Below are 25,452 nucleotides of genomic sequence, written 5' to 3'. Positions count from 1 at the left end.
GTCAGCGTTCCTTCACGTAGGGCACTCCGCCGGCGCGCGGCGGGATCGCACGACCAACGAAGCCGGCAAGCAAAATAACCGTCAGAATGAAGGGAAGCGCTTGCATGAACTGAACTGGCACACGACCAACGATCGGCAAGGGCGTTCCCTGATAACGAATGGCAAAAGCATCAAGAAAGCCGAAGAGCAGGCAAGCCCACAGCGCACCAACAGGACGCCATTTCGCGAAGATAAGCGCCGCCAAGGCAATATAGCCCTTGCCGGCGGTCATGTCCTTCACGAAGCCCGCATTCTGGACCATGGCCAGATAGGCTCCCGCAATGCCCGTAAGAATGCCTGTGATGACGACGGCACGATAACGTAGAAAAGCGACGGAGACGCCAGCCGTATCGACCGAAGCCGGATTTTCTCCTACTGCTCGCAGCCGAAGACCAAAGCGCGTCCGGAAGAGAACCCACCATGTGAAGGGAACCATCGCAAAGGCAAAATATGCGATGATCGAGTGACCAGAGATAAGTTCAGAGTAGATCAAGCCAACCACTGGTACATCGCGCAGTTCAGTTGCGCCCCAGAGGGTAATGGAATTGAAGCGCTCCGTTGCATCGAGTGAAGGCGTCCGTCCACCTTGAGCAAAAAGGGCCTGGCCGACGATCATCGTCGTTCCTGCCGCTACGAAATTGATGGCCATGCCAGAAACGATCTGGTTGCCGCGGTGGGTTACAGATGCGAAGCCATGAACCAGGGCCAGGAGGACGGAGGTTAGGATAGCAGCTCCAAGCCCGATCCAAGCCGATCCCGCCATGGCGGCAGTAGCGGCGCCGGCAAAGGCCCCCGCAAGCATTTTTCCTTCCAATCCGATGTCGAAAACACCAGCCCGCTCCGAATAAAGTCCGGCGAGACATGCGAGAAGCAAGGGCACCGAAACCCGGAGCGTGGAATCGGCCAACTGAACGATGACTGAAACATGATCCATCTCAGTTCTCCTTCCCCGCAGTCGCGACGGATCGAGATTGTGTCATGGTCGCGAAAAGCCGCTGGATGGTCGGTCGGAACATGTGCTCCAATGCGCCGGCAAACAGGATGACCAGCCCCTGAATAATGACAATCATGTCACGCGATATGGTCGGCATTTCGAAGGACAACTCCGCTCCACCTTGGTAGAGCATGCCAAAAAGCACTGCTGCTAGGACGATGCCCACAGGATGAGACCGTCCCATCAACGCTACCGCTATTCCAACGAAACCTGCTCCGCCTACGAAATCCAGAATTAACCGATGCTGATCGCCGAGAACCGGATTGAGAGACATCATTCCAGCCAAACCACCCGAAATCATCATGGTCAGCACGATGATACGCGTTTGACGCATGCCCGCATAATTGGCGGCTTTGGGGCTGTGACCCATTGTACGAATCTCGTAGCCAAGCTTGCTACGCCAGATAAGCACCCAGACGAGGAACGCCATGAGCAGAGCAAGCAGGAACGAAATGTTGAGGGGAGCAGAGCGAATACGCCACCCGAAAAGCTCAAACAACCAGGCAAGGCTCGGCAAATGCGCACCATCTGCGAAAGTTCTCGACTCCGGCGCCATGCTCGACAGTGGCTTGAGGATATCGACAAGCAGATAGACCATCAGGCTCGCGGCAATAAAATTGAACATGATTGTGGTGATGACAATATGCGAGCCACGCCTGGCCTGCAGAAGCGCCGGGATTAAGGCCCAGCCTGCACCGAAGAGTGCAGCACCGCCTATGGCTATGGGGAAAGTAACATACCAGGGTGCGTATCGATCCAGAGCGAGAGCGACCAGACCAGCACCAAGCCCACCAATATAGGCCTGCCCCTCCCCGCCTATATTGAACAACCCGCCATGAAAAGCCACCGCAACAGCCAGCCCGGTGAAGATGAAACTTGTAGCATAGAAAAGCGTGTAGGCGATATTCGAAGCCCGGCCGAATGCCCCTTCAACAAGAATGGCCGCGGCAGAGAGCGGGTTTTCTCCAACAGCGAGCACAACCAGACCCGCAACAAGGAAGGCAACGAGGACGTTGACCAGCGGCAGGAGGCCGAAATCCACCCATCGGGGTAGCTTGACGAAAGGCACACTCATCACGCCGCTTCCTGTTTGTTGATGCCTGCCATCATAAGTCCGAGATCTGCTTCACTGACCGAACTGTCCCGCGCGCCGACAATCCGCCCGTCAAACATGACCAGGATACGATCCGCCAGTGAACGTATCTCATCGAGCTCAACCGACACGAGAAGGATGGCCTTTCCCTTGTCGCGCATCTCGATCAAACGGCGATGGATGAACTCTATGGCCCCTACGTCGACGCCGCGTGTCGGTTGTCCCACCACCAAGACATCAGGATCTCGTTCCATCTCTCTGGCGAGCACGATCTTCTGCTGATTGCCGCCGGAGAAATTCGCAGTGCGCAGACGAGGATCGGCGGGACGAATGTCATAATCGGCGATCTTGCGACGTGCATCCTCACGGATCGCGTTCACATTGAGAAACGGCCCGTTCAGATAGGCGGGATCGTCATGGTAGCCGAGAATTGCGTTCTCGCTCTCCTCAAAAGCCAGCACCAATCCAGTGTAATGACGATCTTCCGGCACGTGGGCGAGGCGGCGCCTGCGCATCAAGGCCGGGTCGCTTTCTCTTGTGATCGCGATATCCTCCCCATGGAGACGCATTTCACCATTTGACGCCAGACGCAGACCGGAAATTGCTTCCATCAACTGCGACTGGCCATTGCCTGCAACCCCGGCAATGCCAACGATTTCTCCAGCTCGCAAATCGAGCGACACATCTCGCACGACATCAATCCCACGTGAATCGGTCACGGTGAGGTTACGAATTGAAAGGACGACCTTGCCAGGTTTGGAGGGTTGCTTTTCGACCTGCATAAGCACGCGCCGCCCAACCATCAGCTCGGCCAGTTCCTCAATCGTTGTTTCCGACGTTTTACGCGTGGCAACCACTTCTCCTTGCCGCATTACCGAGACATTATCGGTAACAGCCATGATCTCCCGCAGCTTGTGCGTTATCAGGATAATGGTCTTCCCTTCGTCCCGGAGCTGCCTGAGGATGCGAAACAGGTGGTCCGCTTCCGCTGGTGTCAAAACGCCCGTTGGTTCGTCAAGAATGAGAATATTCGCTTGCCTGTAGAGAGCCTTCAAGATTTCGACGCGTTGCTGGAGGCCCACCGACAGGTCCTCAATCAGAGCGACAGGATCGACGTCGAGGCCATAGTCAGCCCTCAGGCGCTGAAGTTCGCGGCGGGCTTTACGGGTCGAAGCACCTAGAAACTGGCCTTCTTCCGCGCCAAGAATAATATTTTCAAGTACCGTGAAATTCTGCACGAGCATGAAATGCTGATGCACCATGCCGATACCAACGGCGATCGCCTCATTGGAGGAAGAGAGAATTCGTTCCTTTCCGTCAACAAGAATCCGGCCTTCATCTGCCTGATAGAAGCCGTAGAGAATCGACATCAGGGTTGATTTACCCGCGCCGTTCTCACCAATAATTCCATGGATTGTCCCCTTGGCAATTTGCAGGTTGATATTCCTGTTTGCCTGGACAGTGCCAAACCGCTTCGAGATACCTACTAGCTCTATCGCATGTGCCGCCATGCCCGGCTTTGCCCTTCATCTATTCGAAAGATCAAGACTTCCGACAAGCCGTAGCGGCCTGAACCAAAATAACACAGGGCAGCAGATCCTCACGAACCCCTGCCCCGTTGTGTCGCCTCAAAAGGAGGCTCCGTTTACTCCGGAGTGTCTTCGGCTGCCATTGCCTTGACTAGATCAATAATCTTGCGTCGAACTTTGGGATCCGGGATTTTTACAAAGGCGCGACTCAGTTGCAAACCTTCCGTCGTATTGAGAAAACCTACGACGTAGGATGCCGAATTTTCCTCGGCAAAACCTTCAATCCGTTCATTTTCCGAGCCCGGCGCATCTTCAAAGAAAAATGATACCGGCACACTCAAAATCGAAGCAATCGCTTGAAGGCGGCTTGCCCCTACGCGGTTTGTGCCTTTTTCATATTTTTGCACCTGCTGGAATGTGATGCCAAGGCTTTCCCCCAGCTTCTCCTGGCTCATTCCTAGTACGTTTCGACGCAATCGCACGCGGCTACCGACGTGCACATCGATCGGATTGGGTTTTTTCTTGTTCAGCGCCATGGGTTCCCTCGCCGTTGCCCGGCTTGATCAATTGTTCGATGCCCCTACAGAGCCATCATAGAATTTCATTTGCCATCGGTAAATCGAAACAATCAGCGGTTTAATTGCTATGCCTAATATTCAGCGAAATTTTCCTGCGATAGACACCAGAAAGACCAAAAGAAAAGAGACCAAGGGTGATCAGAAGGCTCAGGAAGATAAGGTTGTGTTGAGCGGCGGGAATTTTGTGTCCTGGACGTGTCATCGCAGTCACGTCCACGAAACCTTTTGAGTTCAGGGACAGCGCGCCCACGACATGCCCGCGAGGGTCGATCAAGCCGGAAATACCGCTATTTGCAGCCCGAATGACGCTCAAGCCTGTTTCAACCGCGCGTATTTGTGCCTGACGAAAATGTTGATATGGCCCCGGCGTCGTGCCGAACCAGGCGTCATTGGTAATATTGATTATCAATCCTGCCCCGTCTGCCGATCGTCCGACCTCGCCAGGAAAAATGATCTCATAGCAAATGAAGCCGCTCGCAATTATCCCATCAAGAATCGAGAGGGATGATTGTGTTCCGGGCCTGAAGCTCGCGGGCAGGGGAACGATTTTCGTAATTCCCCACCGGGCAAGCTGTTCCTCGAATGGCATATATTCGCCAAATGGCACGAGATGGACCTTGTCGACAGCGTCCGCAATAACGCCCGCGTCATCGATTGCAATCATTGAATTGTAATAGACGACACCGTTTGCCACCGAAGGATCCTGCTCCTCGCGCACCGCACCGGCGATCAGCATCTGCCCGGCCTTGAGCATGTCGGCAATTTGAACCAATGCATCCGGGCGATCAGTCAAAAGAAAGGGGATGGAGGTTTCAGGCCATACTATGAGTTCCGAAGGCGCGCGACTTTCCGTGTTTGGCTGCCTCGACAAGTCCAACAGCGTGGAAAAAATGCGATCCCGAACCGCTCCGTCCCATTTTTCCGACTGATCTATGGCTGGCTGCACGACGCGAACGTTCAAAGGCTTCTTATCTGCATCATCTACGGGTTGCTGCATATGCCAATATCCGTAGCCGAGATGCATGGCTAGCAAGAGGAAACCTCCTGCCGCTCCGGGCATAAGATGACGGCGTGTGCTCAAGAGCGCTGGCACAGCGAATAGCAGCACAACCAAGATATTCATGCTTGCGGAGCCCACGGCATGAACCGATTGCATCAAGATCGGCGTGGGCATTCCGGCAAATCCGACGGGATTCCAGGGAAACCCGGTTAATATCGTTCCGCGAAGCCACTCAAAGATTCCGAACGACGCAGCAAGGGCAAAGACGCGACCCAAACCGTCACTCCAGAATATGCGAGCAGATGCAGTGGCAAGCGCATAAAATAACGCGAGGCCGGCAGGCAGGACGGTTATCGCGAGCGGTATAGCCCAGGCAAATTGTTCGGCGTCGACCAAGAGGGCTGTCGCGACCCACCAGAGGCCAGCGAGGAAATATCCGAACCCGAAGAACCAGCCAACGGAGAACGCCGGACGAATGGACGAAAGGAATCGTCCCTTTCGATCTGCCGCCGCGCCATCAAGCAACCACACCAGCAGCGGAATAGAGATAAATCCCGCAAAAAAGAAATCGAATGGCGCCTGAGCAAGGGCCAAGAAAGCACCTGCAATAAGTGCCAGACCCGCGCGGCGATAGCCATGCAGCATCACGATCTTTGCGCTGAAGCGTTCCATCCCAGACCTTGTTGTGATGATACGATCGTCGTAGGAACACTGGCCCTTCCAGTGATTCCCAGTCTCACCCTTCGGTGCTTCGCATGAGCAGAATACAAGCGCAAACCAAAAAGCCTTGCCTGTCCATAAGCACATAAAGTGACGGCGCCCTCACCAGACGCCGCAGTTTCATTTATCAAACAATTTCCTTGATCGCCAAGTCAGTTTGACGTCATTCGAGACAACGCAACGTCATCGCGCTCAGCTTCATCAAGCCTTTCGATGCGTATCTTCTTGACGCGGCGTGAATCGGCTTCAAGAATGTGGAATCGGAAACCTGGTGCCGCAGAGTCCACCGCTTCTCCTTCGAGAGGAACGCGTCCGAGCGTGTTGAAGACGAGGCCGCCGATCGTATCTACGGTTTCGCCGTTTTCTCCCGGCATGAAATCCTCGCCGATCGCTTCAGCAACATCATCGATCTCCGCCTTCGCGTCTACGATGTAGGTGCCGTCCGTATTTTCCTCGATAAGTGGCGTGTCGTCCTGATCGTGTTCATCTTCGATGTCGCCAACGATCATCTCGACAATGTCCTCCAGGGAGGCAAGGCCATCGGTTCCGCCGTACTCGTCAATGACCAGCGCCATCTGCGTCCTCGCCGCCTGCATATGTGCCATCAGGTCTGTCGCGAGCATCGATGGTGGAACGAAAAGAACCGGTCGTACAATTCCGGTCGCTTCAATAGTCGCGGCAAGATCAATCCGCGACAAGTCAAGCCCGCGATAAGTCGGCGCCTCCAGATCGGGAGCGGAAGAGACACGGGCGTTGCGCGTAATGTAGGCGATTACGTCGCGCAGATGAATCATTCCGCGCGGATCGTCCAGGGAGTCCGAATAAACAGGCATCCGGGAGTGTCCGGATTGCTCGAAGCGGTCCAGCAGTTCGCCGAACGTCGTCTGCAACTCAAGCGCCTCGACATCGGCACGCGGGATCATCACATCTTCAACGCGAACCTCGCGCAGTTTCAGAATATTGGCAAGCATTGCCCGCTCCACGGGCGTGAATTCTGCATTGGCGGATTCTTCTTCTTCCAAAGCATCCGTCAGCTCATCGCGAATCGTATTCGTTACACGGGGCCGGAACACGGAGATCATCCTGTCGAAGAGCGAAGGACGTTCGTTCTCAACGTGTTCCCTGGTGCTACTGTAACTTTCTTCTAGCGCATCACGCGAAGGAGGTTCTCCGGTTTTTTCACTGCCGGAGCTCAGCTGGCTGGTTTCGTTCATTGTCGTTCAGTCAATCGAATGTCCCTGTTTCAACATATGGGTCGGGTATGGAGAGCCTGCTCAGGATCTTGACTTCAATGGCTTCCATCTCTTCGGCCTCTTGCTCGGTCTCGTGATCATAGCCGAGAAGATGCAGAAATCCATGAACCATCAAATGGGTTAAATGGTGCTCGAAAGGCTTTTCTTCCAGAGCAGCCTCCCTTGTTACGGTTTCATAAGCAATAATGATATCACCCAGCAGAGGCGGAAGTGTGTCCCCTGGAGCGATGTCAAAGGCGGGAAAGGACAACACATTTGTTGGCTTATCCTTATTTCGCCAATCGCGATTAAGCGCGTGGATGGAGGTATCATCCGTGAAAACGAGACTGAGCTCAGACGGTTGCGCCTCGCTCGTCAGGTTGATTTCGGCAATGGTGGCGTCAAGCGCGTCTCTTAGCCAGCGAGCCAGCTCGGAAGGTTGGGGCCATCCACCGGCTTCAACCAGAATGTCGACGGCAATCATACCGTTCGACGACGACATTATCGCCTCACCTTCAGAATCGTCGTCGCTCACGGCTTTCCTGTCGGGCTGTCTGCGCGCTCATATGCATCGATAATACTTGCGACCAGTGGATGACGAACTACGTCCGTTTTGCCAAATCGCACCATGACCACCTTCTCGACACTCTCAAGAATCGAAATTGCCTCAACGAGGCCCGACTTCACCTGCGGCGGCAAGTCGATCTGGGAAGGATCGCCCGTGACGATCATGCGTGACCCTTCACCCAAACGCGTCAGAAACATCTTCATCTGCATGGGCGTCGTGTTCTGCGCCTCGTCAAGAATGACGGCAGCGTTGGCCAAGGTGCGGCCGCGCATGAAGGCCAATGGCGCAATTTCAATGACACCGGCCGTCAAAGCTCGCTCCACCTTATCGGCTGGCATCATATCATACAGGGCGTCATAGAGCGGACGAAGATAGGGATCGACCTTTTCTTTCATATCACCAGGCAGGAAGCCCAACCGCTCTCCAGCCTCTACAGCGGGACGCGACAAGATGATACGTTCGACAATGCCCCGTTCCAGAAGCATGGCAGCGTGAGCAACCGCCAGATACGTCTTGCCGGTGCCAGCTGGCCCAATGCCAAAGACAAGCTCTGCACGCTCCAGCGCACGCATATAAGCGTCTTGATTAGAGGACCGGGCATAGATTGTGCGCTTGCGCGTCGATATCTGCGCGACAGCCATCTGGCCCTTGCGTTCCAAGGTTGGCAAGGTCAGCTGGTCATCAGCGGCAATCGCCATACGGATAGCCCCGTCCACATCGGACGTGCTTATCGCGGTTCCCTTGTGAAGCAAATCATAGAGACGATCCAGCGTACGACGCGCCTGTTCTGCGGCACTTGCAACGCCCTTGATCGTAAGCTGATTGCCACGCGAACTGATCGTGACGCCGAGCTTCTGCTCTATGCGGGCAAGGTTCTCATCGAACTGCCCGTATAGCGCGCTGGCAAGGCGATTATTGTCAAAGGTCAGGACGATATGCGCCATATCCGAGGCGCCGGACGGTTTTTGCAGATCACTCGTGGCGTTCAAATCCGGTTTCTCCGCCTGGCCGTCACGCTTCAAATCGCCTCCCCGAAGAGGCTGTTGAAACCGGCCCCACTGATTCGCACTCTGGTCATTTCACCAATATCGCCAAGTTTCTCATCGACGATGACAGGCTGCAACCACGGTGATCTTCCCACTTTTTGTCCGGCCTGGCGACCCGGTTTTTCAATCAGCAACTCGATTTCCCGTCCTATCATCGAATGGGTAAAATCCTGCTGCTGTTCGACAAGAAGCGCCTGCAAGCGCTGAAGGCGCTCATCCTTGATATCTTCGGCAATTTGCGCGCCGAGTTCCGCGCCCGGCGTTCCCGGTCGCTGCGAATATTTGAAGGAAAAGGCTTGCGCATAGCCAACTTCGCGAACGATGCGCATCGTCTCTTCGAAGTCGCCGTCAGTTTCACCCGGAAACCCAACGATAAAATCCCCCGAAATTGCGATGTCGCTACGTGCGTTGCGGATACGCTCTATCAGACGCAGATAATCATCATGCGAATGCTTGCGATTCATCGCCTTCAGTATCCGATCGGAACCTGATTGCACCGGCAGATGGAGATAGGGCATCAGCACGTCAAGGTCGCGATGAGCCGCAATCAGAGCATCGTCCATGTCGCGCGGATGGCTTGTCGTATAGCGCAAGCGGGCGATACCTGGAATTTCAGCAAGGCGGAAAAGCAGTTCGCCCAATCCCCAGCTTCGTCCGTCAATACCTTCACCGTGCCAGGCGTTGACATTCTGGCCAAGCAAGGTGATTTCGCGCACCCCGCCTTCGGCAAGGCGCGTCGCCTCCGCTACGATCTGTTTCACCGACCGCGAGATTTCAGAGCCCCGCGTATATGGCACGACGCAGAACGTGCAAAACTTGTCGCATCCCTCCTGAACCGTGAGAAACGCCGTTACGCCCCGCGCGCGGACAGCCTTCTTGTCTGGAACGGGCAGATGTTCGAATTTGTCTTCGATTGCATATTCAGTTTCGACGATTTTGATGCCGCGGCGCGCCTGCTCCAGCGCCCGCGGTAGACGATGATAGGTCTGCGGGCCTATCACGAGATCAACCACCGGTGCGCGACGGATGATCTCTTTGCCCTCCGCCTGCGCAACACAACCAGCGACGCCAATCAGCAATTCGCGCCCAGCCTCGCTCTTTTCTTGCTTGAGCTTGCGAAGCCGACCCAGCTCGGAATAGACTTTCTCCGCGGCTTTCTCGCGAATATGGCACGTGTTCAGAAGAACGAGATCGGCATCTTCCACCGTTTCCGTCTGTACGTAGCCCTCTGAAGCCAGCGCATCTCCCATCCGCTGGGAATCATAGACATTCATCTGGCAGCCATAGGTCTTGAGGAAAACCTTGCGCGGCGTGGCTTGAGCCGGCTTATCCTGCAATAGCTCAGTCGTCATTTTCTCAGCTTCTCGATTGACCGCGCCAAGTTCCCGTCGCGGATGATAGCGTTAGGTTCGCGCCTGTTCATAGGGGCCTATTGTCTCGTTCAATGACAGAAAAGCGGCAAAATGAAAACCCGTCCGCCTCTAGAGCGGATCGCGCAGGCTCACCGCCATCATCGCCGCAACATTATCCTGCACCTTCTTCGCAACCACCTTGCGGCTCATCTGGCGGTCGAAACGGATCGGTTCACCGAAGGACACTTCGACATCTGCACCGCCTTCGCGTAGCAGACGCAGCAAATGCGGAAGCAGGTCGGTATCTCCGATCCAGGACGCTGCTATACGTTCTGAACGGCTCATTACGATCCCATGCATACGCGTGTAGATGATCGACACAGGTTGGACGAGGATGGATTCGACCTCCTCGCCCAAAACCATGCGCGGCGCTTCGAATAACGTGCTCTTGAAAGGTAGAAGGGACGAGCCGTCGCCCGTAGTTCCTTCGGCGAAGAGCACCATGACATCTTCATTCTGCAAGCGTTGAGCGATCTGTGCAGCTTGGGCTGCCGCTTTGCGCCTCTCCGTCCGCTCTACAAAAATGGAACGTTGCAATTTCGCAAGGATGCCTATGAGCGGCCATTCTGCAATGTCGGATTTGGCAATGAATGAAGCCGGCACAAGCGCTCCTAGCACGACGATATCGGCCCACGAGACATGGTTGGCCGCTATCATGAGAGGGCGCGTCTTTCTCAGTTTCCCGCGCAATCGGATTCGCAAGCCGAGGCAGCGCAAGGCAAGCCGATGCCAGAATTGAGGGATCGCCCGCGGATCGGGAAAGCCGGTCGCGACCGCGAGGATTTGCACCGGCATAAGGATGAGTGTCGCCATGAGGAGCACTATCAAAACGACGGCAAGACGCAAATTGCCAATCATCCGTGGCTAGCCTCCACGCCTGATCAAGTCGCGCTGCATGACAAACGCCCCAGTCGCCTTTCCTTCGCCGTCCCGATAATAGCCGGGTCGCGTTCCAACTGTCGTGAAGCCCAGCCGCTTGTAAAGCCCAATTGCAGAGGCATTGGTTTCATCAACTTCCAGGAGCAGAACCTCTGCGCGCTCCTTGTGCAATTCGCGCAGAACTGCTTCCATCAGCATCCGTCCAAGCCCCTCGCCGCGCTTGGCCTTCGATACGACAATGGTCAATATCTCGCCCTCGCCCGCGGCGTGACGCGCCAGAACGAAACCGTGTGGTCTTTTACTTCTGCCGGATTCGCGGACCGTAAAACCAAAGACATTGTCCTGGGCGATCAAGCTGGCGAACTCCTCTTCGCTCCACACGCGGGAGAAACCTTGGGCGTGCAGGAACGGTAAATCGGCGATATCAGCGATCTGCTCGAGCGGCATGACGATATATTCGCTCCGACGGGAGAAAAGCGACAAGATCCACGCGAGAATGCCCGCCATAATCACCGCCTCTCGATGATAAAGCCAGCCTGTGGCTTGGCATCCGGCGCGCGCAGATACAAAGGTCTTGGTTTTTCGATCTGCCCGCTGCTAAACGCTTCCGAGACGCAGATTGCATAGGTCCCTATGTCCGCTGTCGCGTGAAGAGACGCAATTTCCGACGACGTATCGTCAGCAGCAATCGCAGGAGCACCCGATCCGACAAGGAGTGGACGGTACGTCTCGTACAGCGTCTTTGCCTGCTCCGTTGTAGATACCGCCGCAGGAACAAGCGGATAGCCGTCCTTCGCGTAGAGAGCGGTGTAGAACTCGCCCCGGCGCGCGTCGATAGCAATCAAAACAGATCTACCAGAGGCGATCGGCAGCACTTCACGCGACAAGGCATCAAACGTCGTCACACCGATAGAAGGAACGCCGAGTGCAAGTGCAAGGCCGCGCGCGGTCGAGACTCCCACCCTGATGCCGGTGAAAGAGCCGGGTCCCGTGACCACGCCCACCGCCTTTATCTCACGGATCGAAACCCCGGCATTCGACACCACCTCATCGACATATCCCATAAGGATTTCAGCGTGACCTGTGCCGATTTCTTCGACTTTTTTAGATATCACACTTCCCGAAGAAAGATCGAAGACGGCAACAGCACAGAACTCAACCGCCGTATCGATGATCAGCCCGTAACCGTGCAGCGTGCGGTCTTTTTGCGATGCTACCGTCATTTTCGGACCGTTTCAGTGCTCAGCATTGAAGGCGGCGATTGCAGCCATATTGACGATGTCGCTATCCTTGGCCGTCATCGGCACGATCTGCACGGATTTGTTCAGTCCAACAAGAAGCGGCCCGAGAACTGTAGACCCTCCCAGTTCCTGCAGCATTTTCGTTGCAATCGATGCTGAATGGAAAGCCGGCATGATCAGGACGTTGGCGGGGCCGGAAAGGCGGCAGAAAGGATATTGCTTCATCAGCGTCGGATTGAGCGCGACATCGGCTGCCATTTCGCCATCATACTCGAACTCAACGCGACGTTTGTCCAGAATCTTGACAGCCTCCTGAATTTTTGTCGCGCGTTCGCCCGCTGGATGCCCGAAATTCGAATAGGCCAGCATGGCTACGCGGGGCTCGTAACCGAGGCGGCGCGCCATGGCTGCCGCCTCTTCCGCAATATCGGCAAGTTCCTCGGCTGTCGGCATCTCGTGGACGGCGGTATCGGCAATCAGCACCGTGCGGCTGCGGCAAAGAGCGACGGACACACCGATCACGCGATGGCCCGGCCGCTGGTCTATGACGCGTCGGACGTCGTCGAGCGCCGTCGAGTAATTGCGCGTGACGCCCGTTACCATTGCATCAGCATCACCAAGGGCGACCATACAGGCGGAGAAATGATTGCGGTCGTTGTTGATGATGCGCTGGCAGTCGCGGAACAGGTAACCTTTGCGCTGCAAACGCTCGTAGAGGAAGTCAGCATAGAGCTTGTTCTTGCGTGACAGGCGCGCGTTGATAATTTCTATTTCAGGCTTGGCGAGGTCCAGACCCGCCGCCTTCGCCGTTTCCTTGATTTGCTCCTCGCGACCAAGAAGGATGGCAGTACCAAGCTTCTGGTTCACATAGGAGACAGCCGCGCGCATAACCTGTTCCTCCTCGCCCTCGGCAAAGACCACGCGTTTCGGCTGTTTGCGCACACGATCGTAGATACGTTGCAGAGTGGACGCAGTCGGATCACGGCGCGCCGAAAGTTGCCGTCCATAGGTCTCGAGATCATCGATCGGCTTTTGCGCGACCCCGCTCTCCATCGCAGCCCGGGCAACGGCGACGGGAATAGCCGAGATCAGACGCGGATCGAAAGGAACGGGAATGATATAGTTGGGGCCAAAGCGGGGACGATTGCCCTGATAGGCGGCAGCAACTTCGTCCGGCACATCCTGCTCGGCAAGCTCGGCAAGTGCCCGAGCAGCGGCAATCTTCATCTCGTCGTTGATCGTCGTCGCACGCACATCCAACGCACCGCGGAAAATATAAGGAAAGCCCAGGACATTGTTGACCTGGTTCGGATAGTCTGAGCGCCCTGTCGCCATGATGGCATCCGTGCGAATTTCCGCAACTTCTTCCGGCGTGATTTCCGGATCCGGATTGGCCATGGCGAAAATGATGGGTTTTTTAGCCATCGATGCGACCATGGCTGGCGTCAGGGCACCTTTTGCGGACAGGCCGAAGAAAATGTCGGCACCCTCGATGGCGTCGGCGAGCGAACGCTTTTCCGTTTCGACAGCATGCGCCGTCTTCCACTGGTTCATGCCTTCAGCGCGCCCCTTGTAAACGACGCCCTTGGTGTCGCACAAAATGACATTTTCGGGCGCAAAGCCCATCGCCTTGACGAGTTCGATACACGCAATGCCAGCCGCGCCTGCGCCATTACAGACGAGACGGGTCGATTTCATGTCGCGTCCCGTGATTTTCAGAGCATTGAGGATACCTGCAACGGCGATAATTGCAGTACCGTGCTGATCATCATGAAAGACCGGAATGTCCATCAGTTCCCGCAAACGGCTTTCGATGATGAAACAATCGGGCGCTTTGATATCTTCCAGATTGATGCCGCCGAACGACGGTCCGAGATAACGCACAGCATTGACGAATTCATCGACATTCTCGGTATCGACCTCCAGATCGATCGAATCCACGTCGGCGAAGCGCTTGAAGAGAACAGCCTTACCTTCCATCACCGGCTTTGAAGCAAGAGCACCCAGATTACCTAGCCCCAGAATAGCGGTACCATTGGAAATAACCGCGACGAGGTTGCCGCGTGTCGTGTAGTCGAAAGCGAGTTCCGGTTTTTCGGCGATCGCTTTGACCGGAACGGCTACACCCGGGGAATAGGCGAGAGAGAGATCCCGCTGCGTGGCCATCGGCTTGCTTGGGGTTATCTCGAATTTGCCCGGCCGGCCCATGGCGTGAAAATGCAATGCCTCTTCGGCGCTGACAGAGGGTCCATTGCTGTTTTTCTTGGTCGTGTCTGTCATGGCCGTGGAAAACCTCGCTAATGCCGTCGATGCCGTTTAAGAGCGCTATGGAATAGGGCTAGAGTGCGGTGACGTAAACCTTCTTCTTTTCAATTCGAGTTTTTACGAGCATCCCGCGTGAACGACCAGACGATCATAGACATTCCAACGAAACCTTCCACCGTTCTGGACAAGACCGGTGCGACGCCCATGATCGAGCAGTTTATCGAAATCAAGAACGCCAATCCGGACTCGCTTCTCTTCTACCGGATGGGCGATTTCTACGAACTTTTCTTCGATGACGCGGAGATCGCCTCACGAGCGCTTGGCATCACCCTGACGAAACGCGGCAAGCATCAAGGGGAAGATATTCCCATGTGCGGTGTGCCGATGCATGCCGCAGACGACTATCTGCAGAAGCTGATTGCTCTTGGCCATCGGGTTGCGGTTTGCGAGCAGGTGGAAGACCCTGCAGAAGCAAAGAAACGCGGTGCGAAATCGGTGGTACGTCGCGACGTGGTTCGACTGGTGACACCTGGTACGCTGACGGAAGACAAGCTTCTGGAACCTTCGCAGTCGAACTTCCTGATGGCCCTCGCAAGGCTCAAAGGCAGTAGCGACGACGACCTTTTCGCTCTCGCCTGGATCGATATCTCAACCGGTGTGTTTCGTGTCTGCGAAAGCAATGGAGACCAGCTCTCGTCGGACATTTTCCGCGTCGACCCAAGGGAGCTTATCGTTGCCGACACTGTGTTTCACGATCCGAAATTGCGCGGCCTGATGGACATGCTCGGGCGCGTCGCGGTTCCCCAACCTGCAATACTCTTTGATTCCAGTGCTGCTGCCGGCCGAATTGCGCGCTTCTACGACGTCTCAACGGTGGATAGTTTTGGTGCGTTCTCGCGCGTGGAGCTGGCGGCAATCTCTGCCGCAATCGCCTATGTGGAAAAAACTCAAATCGGAGAGCGCCCTCCCCTTGCGAGACCCGAACGAGAGCATATTGGCTCCACCATGTTCATCGATCCCGCCACGCGCGCCAACCTCGAGCTTCTACGTACCCTATCTGGCAAGAGGGAAGGATCGCTTTTCAAGGCAATTGATTGCACCGTGACCGGACCGGGTGCCCGTCTGCTGGCGGAACGCCTGATGGCACCGCTCACAAAAACCGAGGAAATCACCCAGCGGCTGGATACGATAGATTTTCTCCTGCACGAGCCGGATCTGTGTGAGGCGCTTCGTGCGCTTTTGAAATCGGCTCCGGACATCGCGCGCGCGCTTTCCCGGCTAGCGCTCAATCGAGGCGGCCCACGTGATCTCGCTGCGCTTCGCGAAGGTCTCATGGTTTCCACGTCGGTTCAGTCCAGACTTGATGGCCGTAATTTGCCGGCAGAACTCGATCGGGTTCGAGAAACACTGAGTAGGCTTCCCGCTGACTTCCTCTCCCATCTCCAAAGCGCCCTGGACGAGGACCTCCCCCTTCTAAAGCGCGACGGCGGCTTCTGCGCGAAGGGCTATCTGACCGAACTCGACGAAATGCGTGCTTTGCGCGACGAATCCCGCCGCGTTATCGCCGAAATGGAACGTGCACTGGTCGAAGAAACGAGTATCCGCGCGCTTAAGATCCGGCACAATAACATGCTGGGCTATTACATCGAGGTGAACGCCACACATGGGGAGGCCTTGATCGGTTCACCGGAAATGAAAGCGCGCTTCATTCACCGCCAGACCATGGTAAATGCAATGCGCTTTACCACTCCGGAATTGGCGGACCTTGAGAGCAAAATCGCCAATGCGGCAGGTCGCGCCCTCACGCTCGAACTGGAAATCTTCGAGAAGCTGCAGATGGAAGCAGTCTCACACGCCGACGCATTACGATCAGCGGCGAACGCACTCGCCGTGGCGGACGTTTCCGTCGCGCTTGCCCATCTTGCGGTGAGCCAGAATTATTGTCGCCCCACGGTCGACGACAGCATGGCCTTCGCAATCGAGGGCGGCCGCCATCCCGTCGTGGAACAGGCACTGCAACGACAAGCCGAAACGCCATTCGTTGCCAATGACTGCGATCTATCACCGCCTGCCGGAACCACGAATGGCGCTATCTGGCTGCTGACCGGTCCGAACATGGGCGGTAAATCGACCTTTCTGCGCCAGAACGCCCTGATCGCCATCCTAGCGCAGATGGGTTCATACGTTCCGGCTCGTTCGGCCCAAATCGGCATTGTCGATCGGCTGTTCTCACGCGTCGGCGCATCCGACGATCTGGCGCGCGGTCGCTCGACCTTCATGGTCGAAATGGTGGAAACAGCTGCTATTCTCAATCAAGCGAGCGAACGAGCGCTAGTCATCCTCGACGAAATTGGACGAGGCACCTCAACATTCGACGGCCTCTCCATCGCCTGGGCAACTGTCGAGTTTCTGCATGAACAGAACCGCTGCCGCTCGCTATTTGCGACACATTTCCACGAGATGACCGCGCTTTCGCAGAAACTCGCTCGTCTGGATAATGTCACGATGCGCGTGAAGGAATGGAACGGCGAGGTCATCTTCCTCCATGAAATTGCGAAAGGGGCGGCAGATCGCTCCTATGGCGTCCAGGTGGCGCGACTGGCTGGCTTGCCGGATGCTGTCGTGGAACGTGCACGTGCGGTTCTGCATCAATTGGAAGAAGGCGAGGATTCTGGCAAGGCCGACAAGCTGGTCGATGATTTGCCGCTATTCAGCGTAGCGGAAACCAAGCGTCAGCAGACCGTTCCACAGGCGGATGAGCTACGTGTCGTGCTCTCCTCCGTCAATCCTGATGACTTGAGCCCTCGCGAGGCACTCGACGCGCTCTACCGCCTCAAGGCGGTTGCGGATAAAAAGAAGAACTGACGCTTTATCACGTCAGTTCTTCTCCAGATTTTTCGCCGCTTCGTCATCAAGCTGCGTGGCGCGTTGAAATGCGGGCCGCTTCGCAAGTCCACCGAGATAGCGCTGGAATTCGGCACGTTTTTCCAGCGTACCAAATTGCAAACCCCACCCGATATGCGAACCGACATAGACGTCCGCAGCCGTGAAGCGTCCGGCTGCTATATAGTCCTTTCCCTTCAAAGCCGCTTCCAACGTATCTACCACATCCTCAAAGCTGCCATAGCCGATCATGGTGCGGCGGTCGTCCGGCACCTTGAAACCCAGCGCCTTATTTGAGATGGCCGCCTCCAAAGGGCCGGCTGCGAAAAACATCCAACGATAGTAATCCGCACGATCTTCAGGAGCAGGTGCCAGATCCCTCTCCGGGAACGCGTCAGCGAGATAAGCACAAATGGCAGCGCATTCCGTCACGATTTTTTTGCCATGAACAATGGCTGGAACTTTTCCCATCGGATTTATCGACAGATAATCAGCACTCTTCATGCCAGCACCGAAATTCATGATCTCGGTTTTATAGGGTGCGCCGATTTCCTCCAGCATCCAACGAATGATGCGTCCGCGTGAGAATGGGTGGGTGTAGAGAACAATATCCTCAGCCATTGCAACCTCCTTGCCTTCAATCGAAGGCGGGATCAGATTCTGACGGCAACAGTATCATGCTCGGCTCCCTCGTATAAAGGAGATAGGCGTCGATCGGCCTGCCCGGGTAAATCTGACGCAGGACTGCGCGATACAGTGCCATTTGGAGCCGATAGGCCGGCGCAACTTCCGAAATATCTGAAGGGACGGGTTGTCCGGTCTTGTAATCGACTATGCTCACCCGATCTTCGCTCACGCTGATCCTGTCCACCTTTCCTGATACCATGCGAGGTCGACCTTTGATCAGCAACGTACCCATCAGGGAGACTTCCGCCCGCGACGCCGGAGAAAACATGAACTGGTACCGCGGGTCGCTTATAATGGCCATAACCGATGAAAGGGCATTCTCTCTCCATCCGCCCGGCCATGCAGCTCCAGCCTTCTCGAGAAATGAATACCCCCGCATCTCACGATCCTGCGTCTCAAGCCCCGGCAAAAACTGCAGCAATCTGTGCATGGCAACGCCACGTTCAATAGCGAAGCTTCTATCGGGGCTATCCTTCATCACCGGTGATTTCTCCGATGGAGCAACCTCTTCAGGTTCATCGATGAGCGCTATTGCCCCGGAAGGCGATAATGGCCGAGGCAGCGGCGGCTCGGAGGGATAGGGTTGTGAGAAACTCTCTGGCAAAGGCGCCATCGACGCGGCCTCCTGCCGCTCTTTCTGCTCTACCGGCAGAGGTCGACGAGTATCATCTATCTCGAAACGAAGGGCTTCCCTCCCGGTGTATGGATTGGTCACGCGACTAACCACGGTTTCGTCCGCCAAAGCCCGCTTCACCAGAGAATGCCAGTTCGCGGTCGCAGGCTCTCGCTTTCCGTGATAGCCACATACAATAAGCCGGTCTTCCGCCCGTGTCATGCCCACATAGAGCAGTCGGTTATATTCTTCACGCGCAGCCTGCTTGATGCGCTCTGAAAGTTGGCCGGAAAAATCGTTCGAGACGATTTTGCCGACATTCCAGAGAAACCCCTCCCCGCGCCAGAGCCCTGTTTGTGACGAGAATGGAAGCAGTTTAGGCAAATGCTGGTTTGAAAACGGCGCAGAGCCGCTATCGACCAGAAATACGACAGGCGCTTCAAGGCCCTTTGAGGCATGTGCGGTCATGATCCGCACTTCATTGCGCGTCTGATCCATCTCGCGCTTTATTTCCGGGGCCGCCGACTGCAACGTCTGCAGGAACGCGTCTAAACCCGGCAAGCCAGTCTGCTCTTCTGCAATAGCAAAAGCGAGAAATTCATCGAGAACATCCGATGTCTCTGGTCCCAACCGTGCACTCAGCTTTGCCCGTAGGCCATCACGCCCCAGAAGCGCAGAGTAGAATTCGAACACAGGACGAAAAGCAGCCTCGCTCGACCAACGCTGGAGGTCGGCCGCAACCTTTTCGAATCGAAGGTTGTATTGAGCCTTGTCTCGCAGGGACCGATACAATGTAGAGCGCCGGCCGATAGCCAGCGTCATCAAGTCGTTATCGTCAAGATCGAAGATCGGGCTCTTCAGAACCGAGGCAAGCGAAAGGTCATCCTCGGGTTGAAGCAGAAACCGGCCAAGCGCGGCGAGATCCTGCACTGCAATATGCCCAGGAAGACTAATTCTGTCAGCCCCGGCGACCGCTACTCCTTGTGCTTTCAACGCACTCGACAGAGCGTTGACGAACCTGTCCCGCTTACGGACCAGGACCAGAACATCGCCCGCCCGCACCACGCGCCCTTGCCCAGCAAGGAGATCACCGTCGCCAATCCATCCCGCGATGGTGGATGCGATTTCCTGTGCGAGCGTTATAGCCGGTGCCCGTGCATGATCGATGCTTTGTGTCCAGTCATCCGGCTCTTCGGCCGCCTCCGCGCCAATAGACGGCCACAGCTCCACTCGACCAATGTGACCGGCCCTAACCGCAGCGTGCTCGATCGGATCGGGGCTTACTCCTTCTCGAATTTCCTCGGCAGCGAAGACGCGATCAACAGCAGCGAGAACATCTTCAGTTGAACGAAAGGAATGCCGCAGACGAACATTCTCAAACTTGCCACCGGCGGCCTCTACTTGCTTGGAGAAATGATACCGGTTGTCGTCGAACGCCTGAGGATCCGCGCCCTGAAAGGAATAGATCGATTGCTTTGTATCGCCAACGGCAAAAACCGTTCTTGTGGGCCGGTCACGTGATCCACTGCCGGAGAAGAATTCTTCAGTTAGCCGGCGCATTATTTCCCACTGCGCCGGACTCGTATCCTGCGCTTCATCGATAAGAATATGATCTATTCCACGATCCAGCTTGTATTGGACCCAGGCGCTGACGTCCTGTCGCGACAAGAGCCTCACCGTTCGGCTGATGAGATCATTGAAATCGAGATAACCCCCCCGCGATTTCAACTCTTCGTAGCTCGCGATCATCCAGTCTGCGATCGTCAAGGCGCTGATAGTGCCCTTCAACATTCTTAGGACGGCAATTTTATCGCGAATTTCGATGAGTTTTGCCGCGGTCGAAGCGAACGCTTCGGCAAAAGAAGGATAATGCGCCGCCATATCCTTGGGGAGCAGCGCCGAAATGTTACGAGCCTCACCCTTCTGTGTCAAAAATGCCCCGCAGAGAATGGAGAAGCGTTCTTCTTCACTTCCTGTATTTCCCGCTGCGACGAGCCTGGCTGCGAATTCTTCCGCTCTCACTTTTCCGAGCGAACGGGCGTGATCGAGGAACGCCGCAGCAAAGGCATTTGGAAAGTCTCGGAGCGGCCAGAAGCTTCTGAGCAAAGACGCTTCATCCTCAGTGGGTGAAAGGTCAAAGTCTGCGTAAAGAGCATCGAAAGAGCCATCACCCTCGCGGATATCATCGATGAAGGCGCGCAACTTGTCGCGTTTGGCAACGATCTCCGACAAAAGGCCATCAAGTCCAGCCTCATTCCCTAGCGTCAGAACATGTGCGAAAGCATTCGCCAGTGGCGGCGATGCAGCCGTTACACTGCTTGTAATCATTTCCCGTCTGGCTTGGGCCATCAGCACCTGTTCCAGGCGTGCATCCAGCATCTGGAAATGGCCGGCAATGTTCGCCTCCAGCGGAAATTGATGCAAAAGCGCCTCGCAGAACGCATGGATCGTCTGGATCTTGAGTCCGCCGGGCGTTTCAAGCGCTCGGGCAAATAATTGCCGGGCTCGCTTTATTTTCGTGGCATCTGGCCGCTTTCCTTCAATAGCAGCAATTTTTTCTGCCAGAGCCGCGTCCTCCATCAGCGCCCAATCCGAGAGGGTTGCAAAAATTCGGATGGACATGTTCGCGGCCGCAGCGCGGGTGTAAGTCAGGCAAAGTATTTTTGACGGGTCCGTTCCCTCCAACAAGAGCCGCGTCACGCGTTGTGAAAGGATATGGGTCTTACCCGAGCCAGCATTTGCGGAGACCCACACGGAATTACCTGGATCGGACGCCCTAGCCTGGTTCTCCAACGTCTCCGAAGGTACGATAAGGCGTCCGCTCATTCGTCGCTTCCTTCCGAATCATCTGCTCCCGCGGACCATTCCAGCACACGGGCCAGATGGTCATAATCGCCTCCGGTATCTCCTTCCCGGAAAGGCAGAATGCGTGATCGGTAGCCCGATGCCGGCTGCTTATAGAACTCGAGCATTGCCTCCAGGCGTTCCCAAGCCTGTTCTGCAAGCTGCGAGGCCGTCTTTGTTTCGCGAGCTTGGGTCAGAATGTTTTCAACCTCGACCGCGCCATTCGGACGAAATCGAATGAACGCCAACTCATCTGCTTGAACGCGCCCGATTTCCTGGAAGGCTCCCCGCTCTAGAAGCGCAGCCTCAAGCGCGAGTTGCGGGGATACAAGCGAGAATGCCTGTTTTTTCGAAGGGTTTGAGCCGGTCTTGTAATCGATAATCGATGCCGTGCCCGTCACCAGGAGATCGACCCGGTCCGCGCGACCACTGATCAACGTCTCCGTCGTCCCGACAGCAATGCGTTCGGACTTGATTTCGGGATAGAGCGCCCGCGTCATATCTGCTCTGCTTCTCTCCCATGCGACGATGTTGGGCGCCAGGGCAAGGAAACGCGGCCACCAAACCGCCTCAACATCCGGCGGTAATTGCAACTCCGCAAAACAGTCTCCGCCAAGTTCGGTCAAGGCAGCAAGAGCGGTCTCATCATCCTTTGCGGGCAAGGTTTTCGAGAAACGATGCATGATCTCGTGAAAGAGCGTCCCTCGCTCCGCGGCATTAGGATCACGCACCAGTGGATCCAGAGCATGGAGCTCCAGGATGCGCCTCGCATAAAGAGCGTAAGGGTCGCGGCGAAGTGTTTCGATCTCCGTGACAGAGAACGACTTCGGACGGGCGGAAAGCGGAGGAACCGGGTAAGGCTGTTCAGTGGGCTGCCGTTTCTCTACAGGGTCGAGCTGCCGCGCCCAATCTATATATTGCTGGCCCCGTTTCCGCATTTCTCGAGCATGATCCGGACCGAGGAACGCGAGCAGACGCTGCAACCACCGGGAGGCGACCGACGGGGATTCACCCGTTCTCACCGAGCGCGTAAGGATCAGTTTGTCCGATCCGGAAAGCATCCAGAAATCATGCGCTGCGAGACCAATGCGACTCTCCGGCGGTTCAAGTTCAAGCCCCGACTTCATGACTCGCGACATGAAGCGCCCGTTCTGCGCGCGCCTTGGCCAGCTTCCTTCGTTCAGGCCCCCGATGATCATCAGATCAACCGATTGTAAACGTGCTTCGAGAGCGCCCCATATAGCGATGCGTTCATCCGCAAAAGTGGAAGGTTTGACGCTTTCCGAAGCCATGAGTGCCCCAAGGACGTCAGGCCATTCGGAGGCTGAGAATGCTAGACCATTCGGCGCGGCCACGAGGCCCGAAAGAAATTGCGCCAGCCGCGACCCAGCATCACCATCATAAAGCTCATCGAGTGTCTGGTCCTCGCCGCGCCCAAGCTCCTCCAGAACGTCCACCGTAACGGAGGTCATCCCTGCCACGTTGGCTTCGCTTGTGCCGCGTAATTCGATGAGCGGCATGGTCGCTTTCAAAAGCGCCTCTGCCACCTTTCTTGCCGTACTAAGCCGGTCGTCATTAAGTAATTTCAACCAGTGAGGCGGATGGGGCCTGTCCGCCAGGAAGCTCAATCGGTTGTCAAAATCCCGAACGATATTTCCGATGTCAGGCCTGCCCGTTCCCCCACGCAGCAAAATCAGTTCGAGCGTCTCGCCCGCGCGCCTGACATCACGGCGCGGGAGTCCAAGTGAAAGCAATGGATGCTTAAAGAGCGAAAGAAGCGCCACAGGATCGCCCGGGCGAAGCGTAACTTCCAGCAGCAAACGCAGCAAGCCAGCAGGAGACGTTCGGGACATTGGAATGCCGCCAGAATCGTCCGCCTTCACGCCGAACCGTTCCAATTCGCTGGCGACACGACGCGCCAAATCGCGATCGCCCGTTACGAGCGCAGCACGCTTTCCCGGATCTGCAGCGGCATCTCGGAGCGCAGCGGCAATCGCAATGGCTTCCTCTCTCTGAAAAGCGGCCTCGATAAGGGAGACGTTGCGGAACGCATCTCGGAGCGCTTCCGGCATGAATTCCGAGCGAATATTAATCCAGCTGTCAGTGGCTTCGGCTGGCTTTAGCGCTTCACTCAGTACGCGCTCGCGAAAACACAAATCCGATCTGTCTGATCCAATAATCTCGACATCCCGTGGCTCGAGTCTCATTCGGGACAATAAGCGCGCCAGTCCATATTGCGGATGACCGAACAAAGCTGGCTCCGGTGAACGGCTGCTCATGGAAGACCAATCGGACTGATCCAGATGAGGGTCGAGGCCAGGAAGGACGACGGCTCCATGAGGCAATCTGGCGATAGCAGACAGCAGCTCCGCCGCTGCAGGAAAGCTGCTCATGTAGCCGGCGGCAATCACTGGACCTGAGCTTAAGCCGCCGGTTGTTTCAAGCTGTTGGCGTTCTGCCCGCAGCGTGGCGATACGGTATGCTGAAAAATTGCTCTTGCCGAGCTCCTTCAGCACTTGAGGCCAAACTTCCGAGACAATGGAAAGAAAATCAAGGCTGAGCTGCCACCACGTCGCGAGGTCTTCTGGAACGAGGGAACTCAACGCGCTCCAGCTTACTTCCTCGCTTTCGACTTCGTCCATCAATTCACAAAGATCTCGCGCCAGCCATATGGCGTCAGCGGCCGAGGCCGGGATCACTAGATCTTCATCGAAGCGAGCCATCAACTCGGTGGGTAGCCGGCGCTTCCAGGCCCTGACAAGCGGCGCTAGAAGTAACAGACGCTCGTTTGCGTCTATAGGGGGTGGCATATCCAGAAGGCCATGCTCGCCAGTTTCGAGCATAGTCTGGTCGTTGTCGAACTCGCCGATGACGCGAAGCGTGGGCAGAAGGGCTGCCTTGCCGACAGAACGTTCCACGAAAGCGGCTCGCAAGGATCGGGCGGCACGACGCGAAGGAAGATAAATTGTTGCCGCCGCCAGTGCGAAGCTATCATTTCCTGGCGCGAACCCTTCAACCAGCCTCCCAGAAACAAGAGCATCGATGAAGGTAGGGGAAAAAGGTGCACCGGGCGAAATCGAGAACAGTTTCGCCCTGCGGTGGGTCATGCTGACATCCTGAATTGTCTAATCACAGTTTCGGCCGATTCAATCGCGTCCGGGGTTCCAACCGTTAGCCATTTTCCATGCATCAGCCAGCCAAACAAGCGCCCTTTCGCAATCGCTGCATCGAATTCCACATTTAGCGAGTGCCGACCCCGGGCCGACCGCTCGAAAATACGGGGGTGGATAATCGCAGCTCCCGCATAAATGTAGCCTGACTCTCTGTTCGGGCTACGCGCCAGGCGCCCCGCCGGTTCACGCAGGAAATCGGTTTTTGCTCCGTGCCCCGTGGCCTGTTCAGGCTTGGCCAGCATGAGGAGCATGTCCATCGTGCGGTCATCCCAGGTGGAAGCGAGCCGGGAAAGATTGGGCTCTTCATCGTCAAGCCAGAACGTATCCGAGTTCAACAAAAAGAACGGCGCAGGGTTCATGAGGGGGAGGATCTTTTCAACACCACCGCCCGAGTCCAAGAGCTCCCGACGCTCGTCCGATATGGTGATATCCGGCGAGTTCCTTTTGGCCACATGGCTCTCTATCTGATCCGCAAGATGGTGAACGTTTAGGAAAACCTTCTCAACGCCAACTTCTTCAAGCGCGTCCAGCACCCAATCAAGCATTGGCTTCCCGCCGACGCGGACCAACGGTTTGGGGATCGTGTCCGTGATCGGGCGTAGCCGGGTACCGAGCCCCGCTGCAAGGACGACGGCTTGTCGCGGTACTGCGCTCAT

General features: G+C 56.1%; 18 protein-coding genes. 1 reads left to right on the top strand and 17 read right to left on the bottom strand.

Features of this window, described 5'->3' with window-relative positions:
* Position 1: 1 nt before the first annotated feature.
* The 13 genes from IE151_RS12000 to IE151_RS11940 form a co-directional block, all read right to left on the bottom strand.
* A complete protein-coding gene (locus tag IE151_RS12000; protein WP_189490427.1) occupies positions 2–973 on the bottom strand; it encodes an ABC transporter permease in 972 nt (323 codons plus the stop codon).
* 1 nt (position 974) lies between these two features.
* A complete protein-coding gene (locus tag IE151_RS11995; RefSeq protein WP_189490425.1) occupies positions 975–2,108 on the bottom strand; it encodes an ABC transporter permease in 1,134 nt (377 codons plus the stop codon).
* Entirely contained in the window at positions 2,108–3,637 is a 1,530-nt protein-coding gene (locus IE151_RS11990; protein WP_189490423.1) for an ABC transporter ATP-binding protein, read from the bottom strand. Before IE151_RS11990 ends, IE151_RS11995 begins: the two co-directional genes overlap by 1 nt.
* 134 nt (positions 3,638–3,771) lie before the next feature.
* On the bottom strand, positions 3,772–4,191 hold the full coding sequence (locus IE151_RS11985) for a helix-turn-helix domain-containing protein (protein WP_189490422.1): 420 nt from the start codon (positions 4,189–4,191) through the stop codon (positions 3,772–3,774).
* Positions 4,192–4,291: 100 nt separating this feature from the next.
* Positions 4,292–5,905: an apolipoprotein N-acyltransferase gene (gene lnt, locus IE151_RS11980; protein WP_189490420.1), complete on the bottom strand. Its 1,614-nt coding sequence runs from the start codon at positions 5,903–5,905 to the stop codon at positions 4,292–4,294.
* Positions 5,906–6,105: 200 nt separating this feature from the next.
* A complete protein-coding gene (locus IE151_RS11975; RefSeq protein WP_189490418.1) occupies positions 6,106–7,167 on the bottom strand; it encodes a hemolysin family protein in 1,062 nt (353 codons plus the stop codon).
* Positions 7,168–7,177: 10 nt separating this feature from the next.
* Positions 7,178–7,687: an rRNA maturation RNase YbeY gene (ybeY, locus tag IE151_RS11970; RefSeq protein WP_244636734.1), complete on the bottom strand. Its 510-nt coding sequence runs from the start codon at positions 7,685–7,687 to the stop codon at positions 7,178–7,180.
* Between the two features lie 29 nt (positions 7,688–7,716).
* Positions 7,717–8,697, bottom strand: coding sequence for a PhoH family protein (locus IE151_RS11965; RefSeq protein ID WP_189490500.1), 981 nt, complete (start codon positions 8,695–8,697; stop codon positions 7,717–7,719).
* A 74-nt stretch (positions 8,698–8,771) separates the two neighbouring features.
* Positions 8,772–10,151: a tRNA (N6-isopentenyl adenosine(37)-C2)-methylthiotransferase MiaB gene (miaB, locus tag IE151_RS11960; RefSeq protein WP_189490414.1), complete on the bottom strand. Its 1,380-nt coding sequence runs from the start codon at positions 10,149–10,151 to the stop codon at positions 8,772–8,774.
* A 129-nt stretch (positions 10,152–10,280) separates the two neighbouring features.
* The gene (gene olsA, locus IE151_RS11955; RefSeq protein WP_189490412.1) at positions 10,281–11,069 is read right to left on the bottom strand and encodes a lyso-ornithine lipid O-acyltransferase; all 789 of its coding nucleotides are present in this window, start codon (positions 11,067–11,069) and stop codon (positions 10,281–10,283) included.
* Positions 11,070–11,075: 6 nt separating this feature from the next.
* Positions 11,076–11,597 carry a GNAT family N-acetyltransferase gene (locus tag IE151_RS11950; protein ID WP_189490410.1) on the bottom strand — a complete coding sequence of 174 codons (522 nt, stop codon included), beginning with the start codon at positions 11,595–11,597 and terminating at the stop codon, positions 11,076–11,078.
* A 2-nt stretch (positions 11,598–11,599) separates the two neighbouring features.
* The gene (gene tsaB / locus IE151_RS11945) at positions 11,600–12,313 is read right to left on the bottom strand and encodes a tRNA (adenosine(37)-N6)-threonylcarbamoyltransferase complex dimerization subunit type 1 TsaB (RefSeq protein ID WP_189490407.1); all 714 of its coding nucleotides are present in this window, start codon (positions 12,311–12,313) and stop codon (positions 11,600–11,602) included.
* A gap of 12 nt (positions 12,314–12,325) precedes the next feature.
* Entirely contained in the window at positions 12,326–14,611 is a 2,286-nt protein-coding gene (locus IE151_RS11940; RefSeq protein ID WP_189490405.1) for an NADP-dependent malic enzyme, read from the bottom strand.
* A 117-nt stretch (positions 14,612–14,728) separates the two neighbouring features.
* Here IE151_RS11940 and mutS point away from each other — a divergent pair, with 117 nt between their 5' ends.
* Positions 14,729–17,461: a DNA mismatch repair protein MutS gene (mutS, locus tag IE151_RS11935; protein WP_382345181.1), complete on the top strand. Its 2,733-nt coding sequence runs from the start codon at positions 14,729–14,731 to the stop codon at positions 17,459–17,461.
* A gap of 12 nt (positions 17,462–17,473) precedes the next feature.
* Here mutS and IE151_RS11930 read toward each other — a convergent pair whose 3' ends face one another.
* The 4 genes from IE151_RS11930 to IE151_RS11915 are packed head-to-tail and all read right to left on the bottom strand — an operon-like array spanning position 17,474 to position 25,452.
* Complete coding sequence (locus tag IE151_RS11930) at positions 17,474–18,100, bottom strand: glutathione S-transferase family protein (RefSeq protein ID WP_189490403.1); 627 nt, start codon at positions 18,098–18,100, stop codon at positions 17,474–17,476.
* Positions 18,101–18,116: 16 nt separating this feature from the next.
* Complete coding sequence (gene addA, locus IE151_RS11925; RefSeq protein ID WP_189490401.1) at positions 18,117–21,605, bottom strand: double-strand break repair helicase AddA; 3,489 nt, start codon at positions 21,603–21,605, stop codon at positions 18,117–18,119.
* The gene (addB, locus tag IE151_RS11920) at positions 21,602–24,730 is read right to left on the bottom strand and encodes a double-strand break repair protein AddB (protein ID WP_189490399.1); all 3,129 of its coding nucleotides are present in this window, start codon (positions 24,728–24,730) and stop codon (positions 21,602–21,604) included. Before addB ends, addA begins: the two co-directional genes overlap by 4 nt.
* On the bottom strand, positions 24,727–25,452 hold the full coding sequence (locus IE151_RS11915) for a nucleotidyltransferase family protein (protein WP_189490397.1): 726 nt from the start codon (positions 25,450–25,452) through the stop codon (positions 24,727–24,729). Before IE151_RS11915 ends, addB begins: the two co-directional genes overlap by 4 nt.

This window comes from Limoniibacter endophyticus (assembly GCF_014652835.1).
Taxonomy (GTDB): Bacteria; Pseudomonadota; Alphaproteobacteria; order Rhizobiales; family Rhizobiaceae; genus Limoniibacter; species Limoniibacter endophyticus.
The sequence above is the reverse complement of the archived record's forward strand: the minus strand, read 5'-3'. Positions and strand labels throughout refer to the sequence as shown.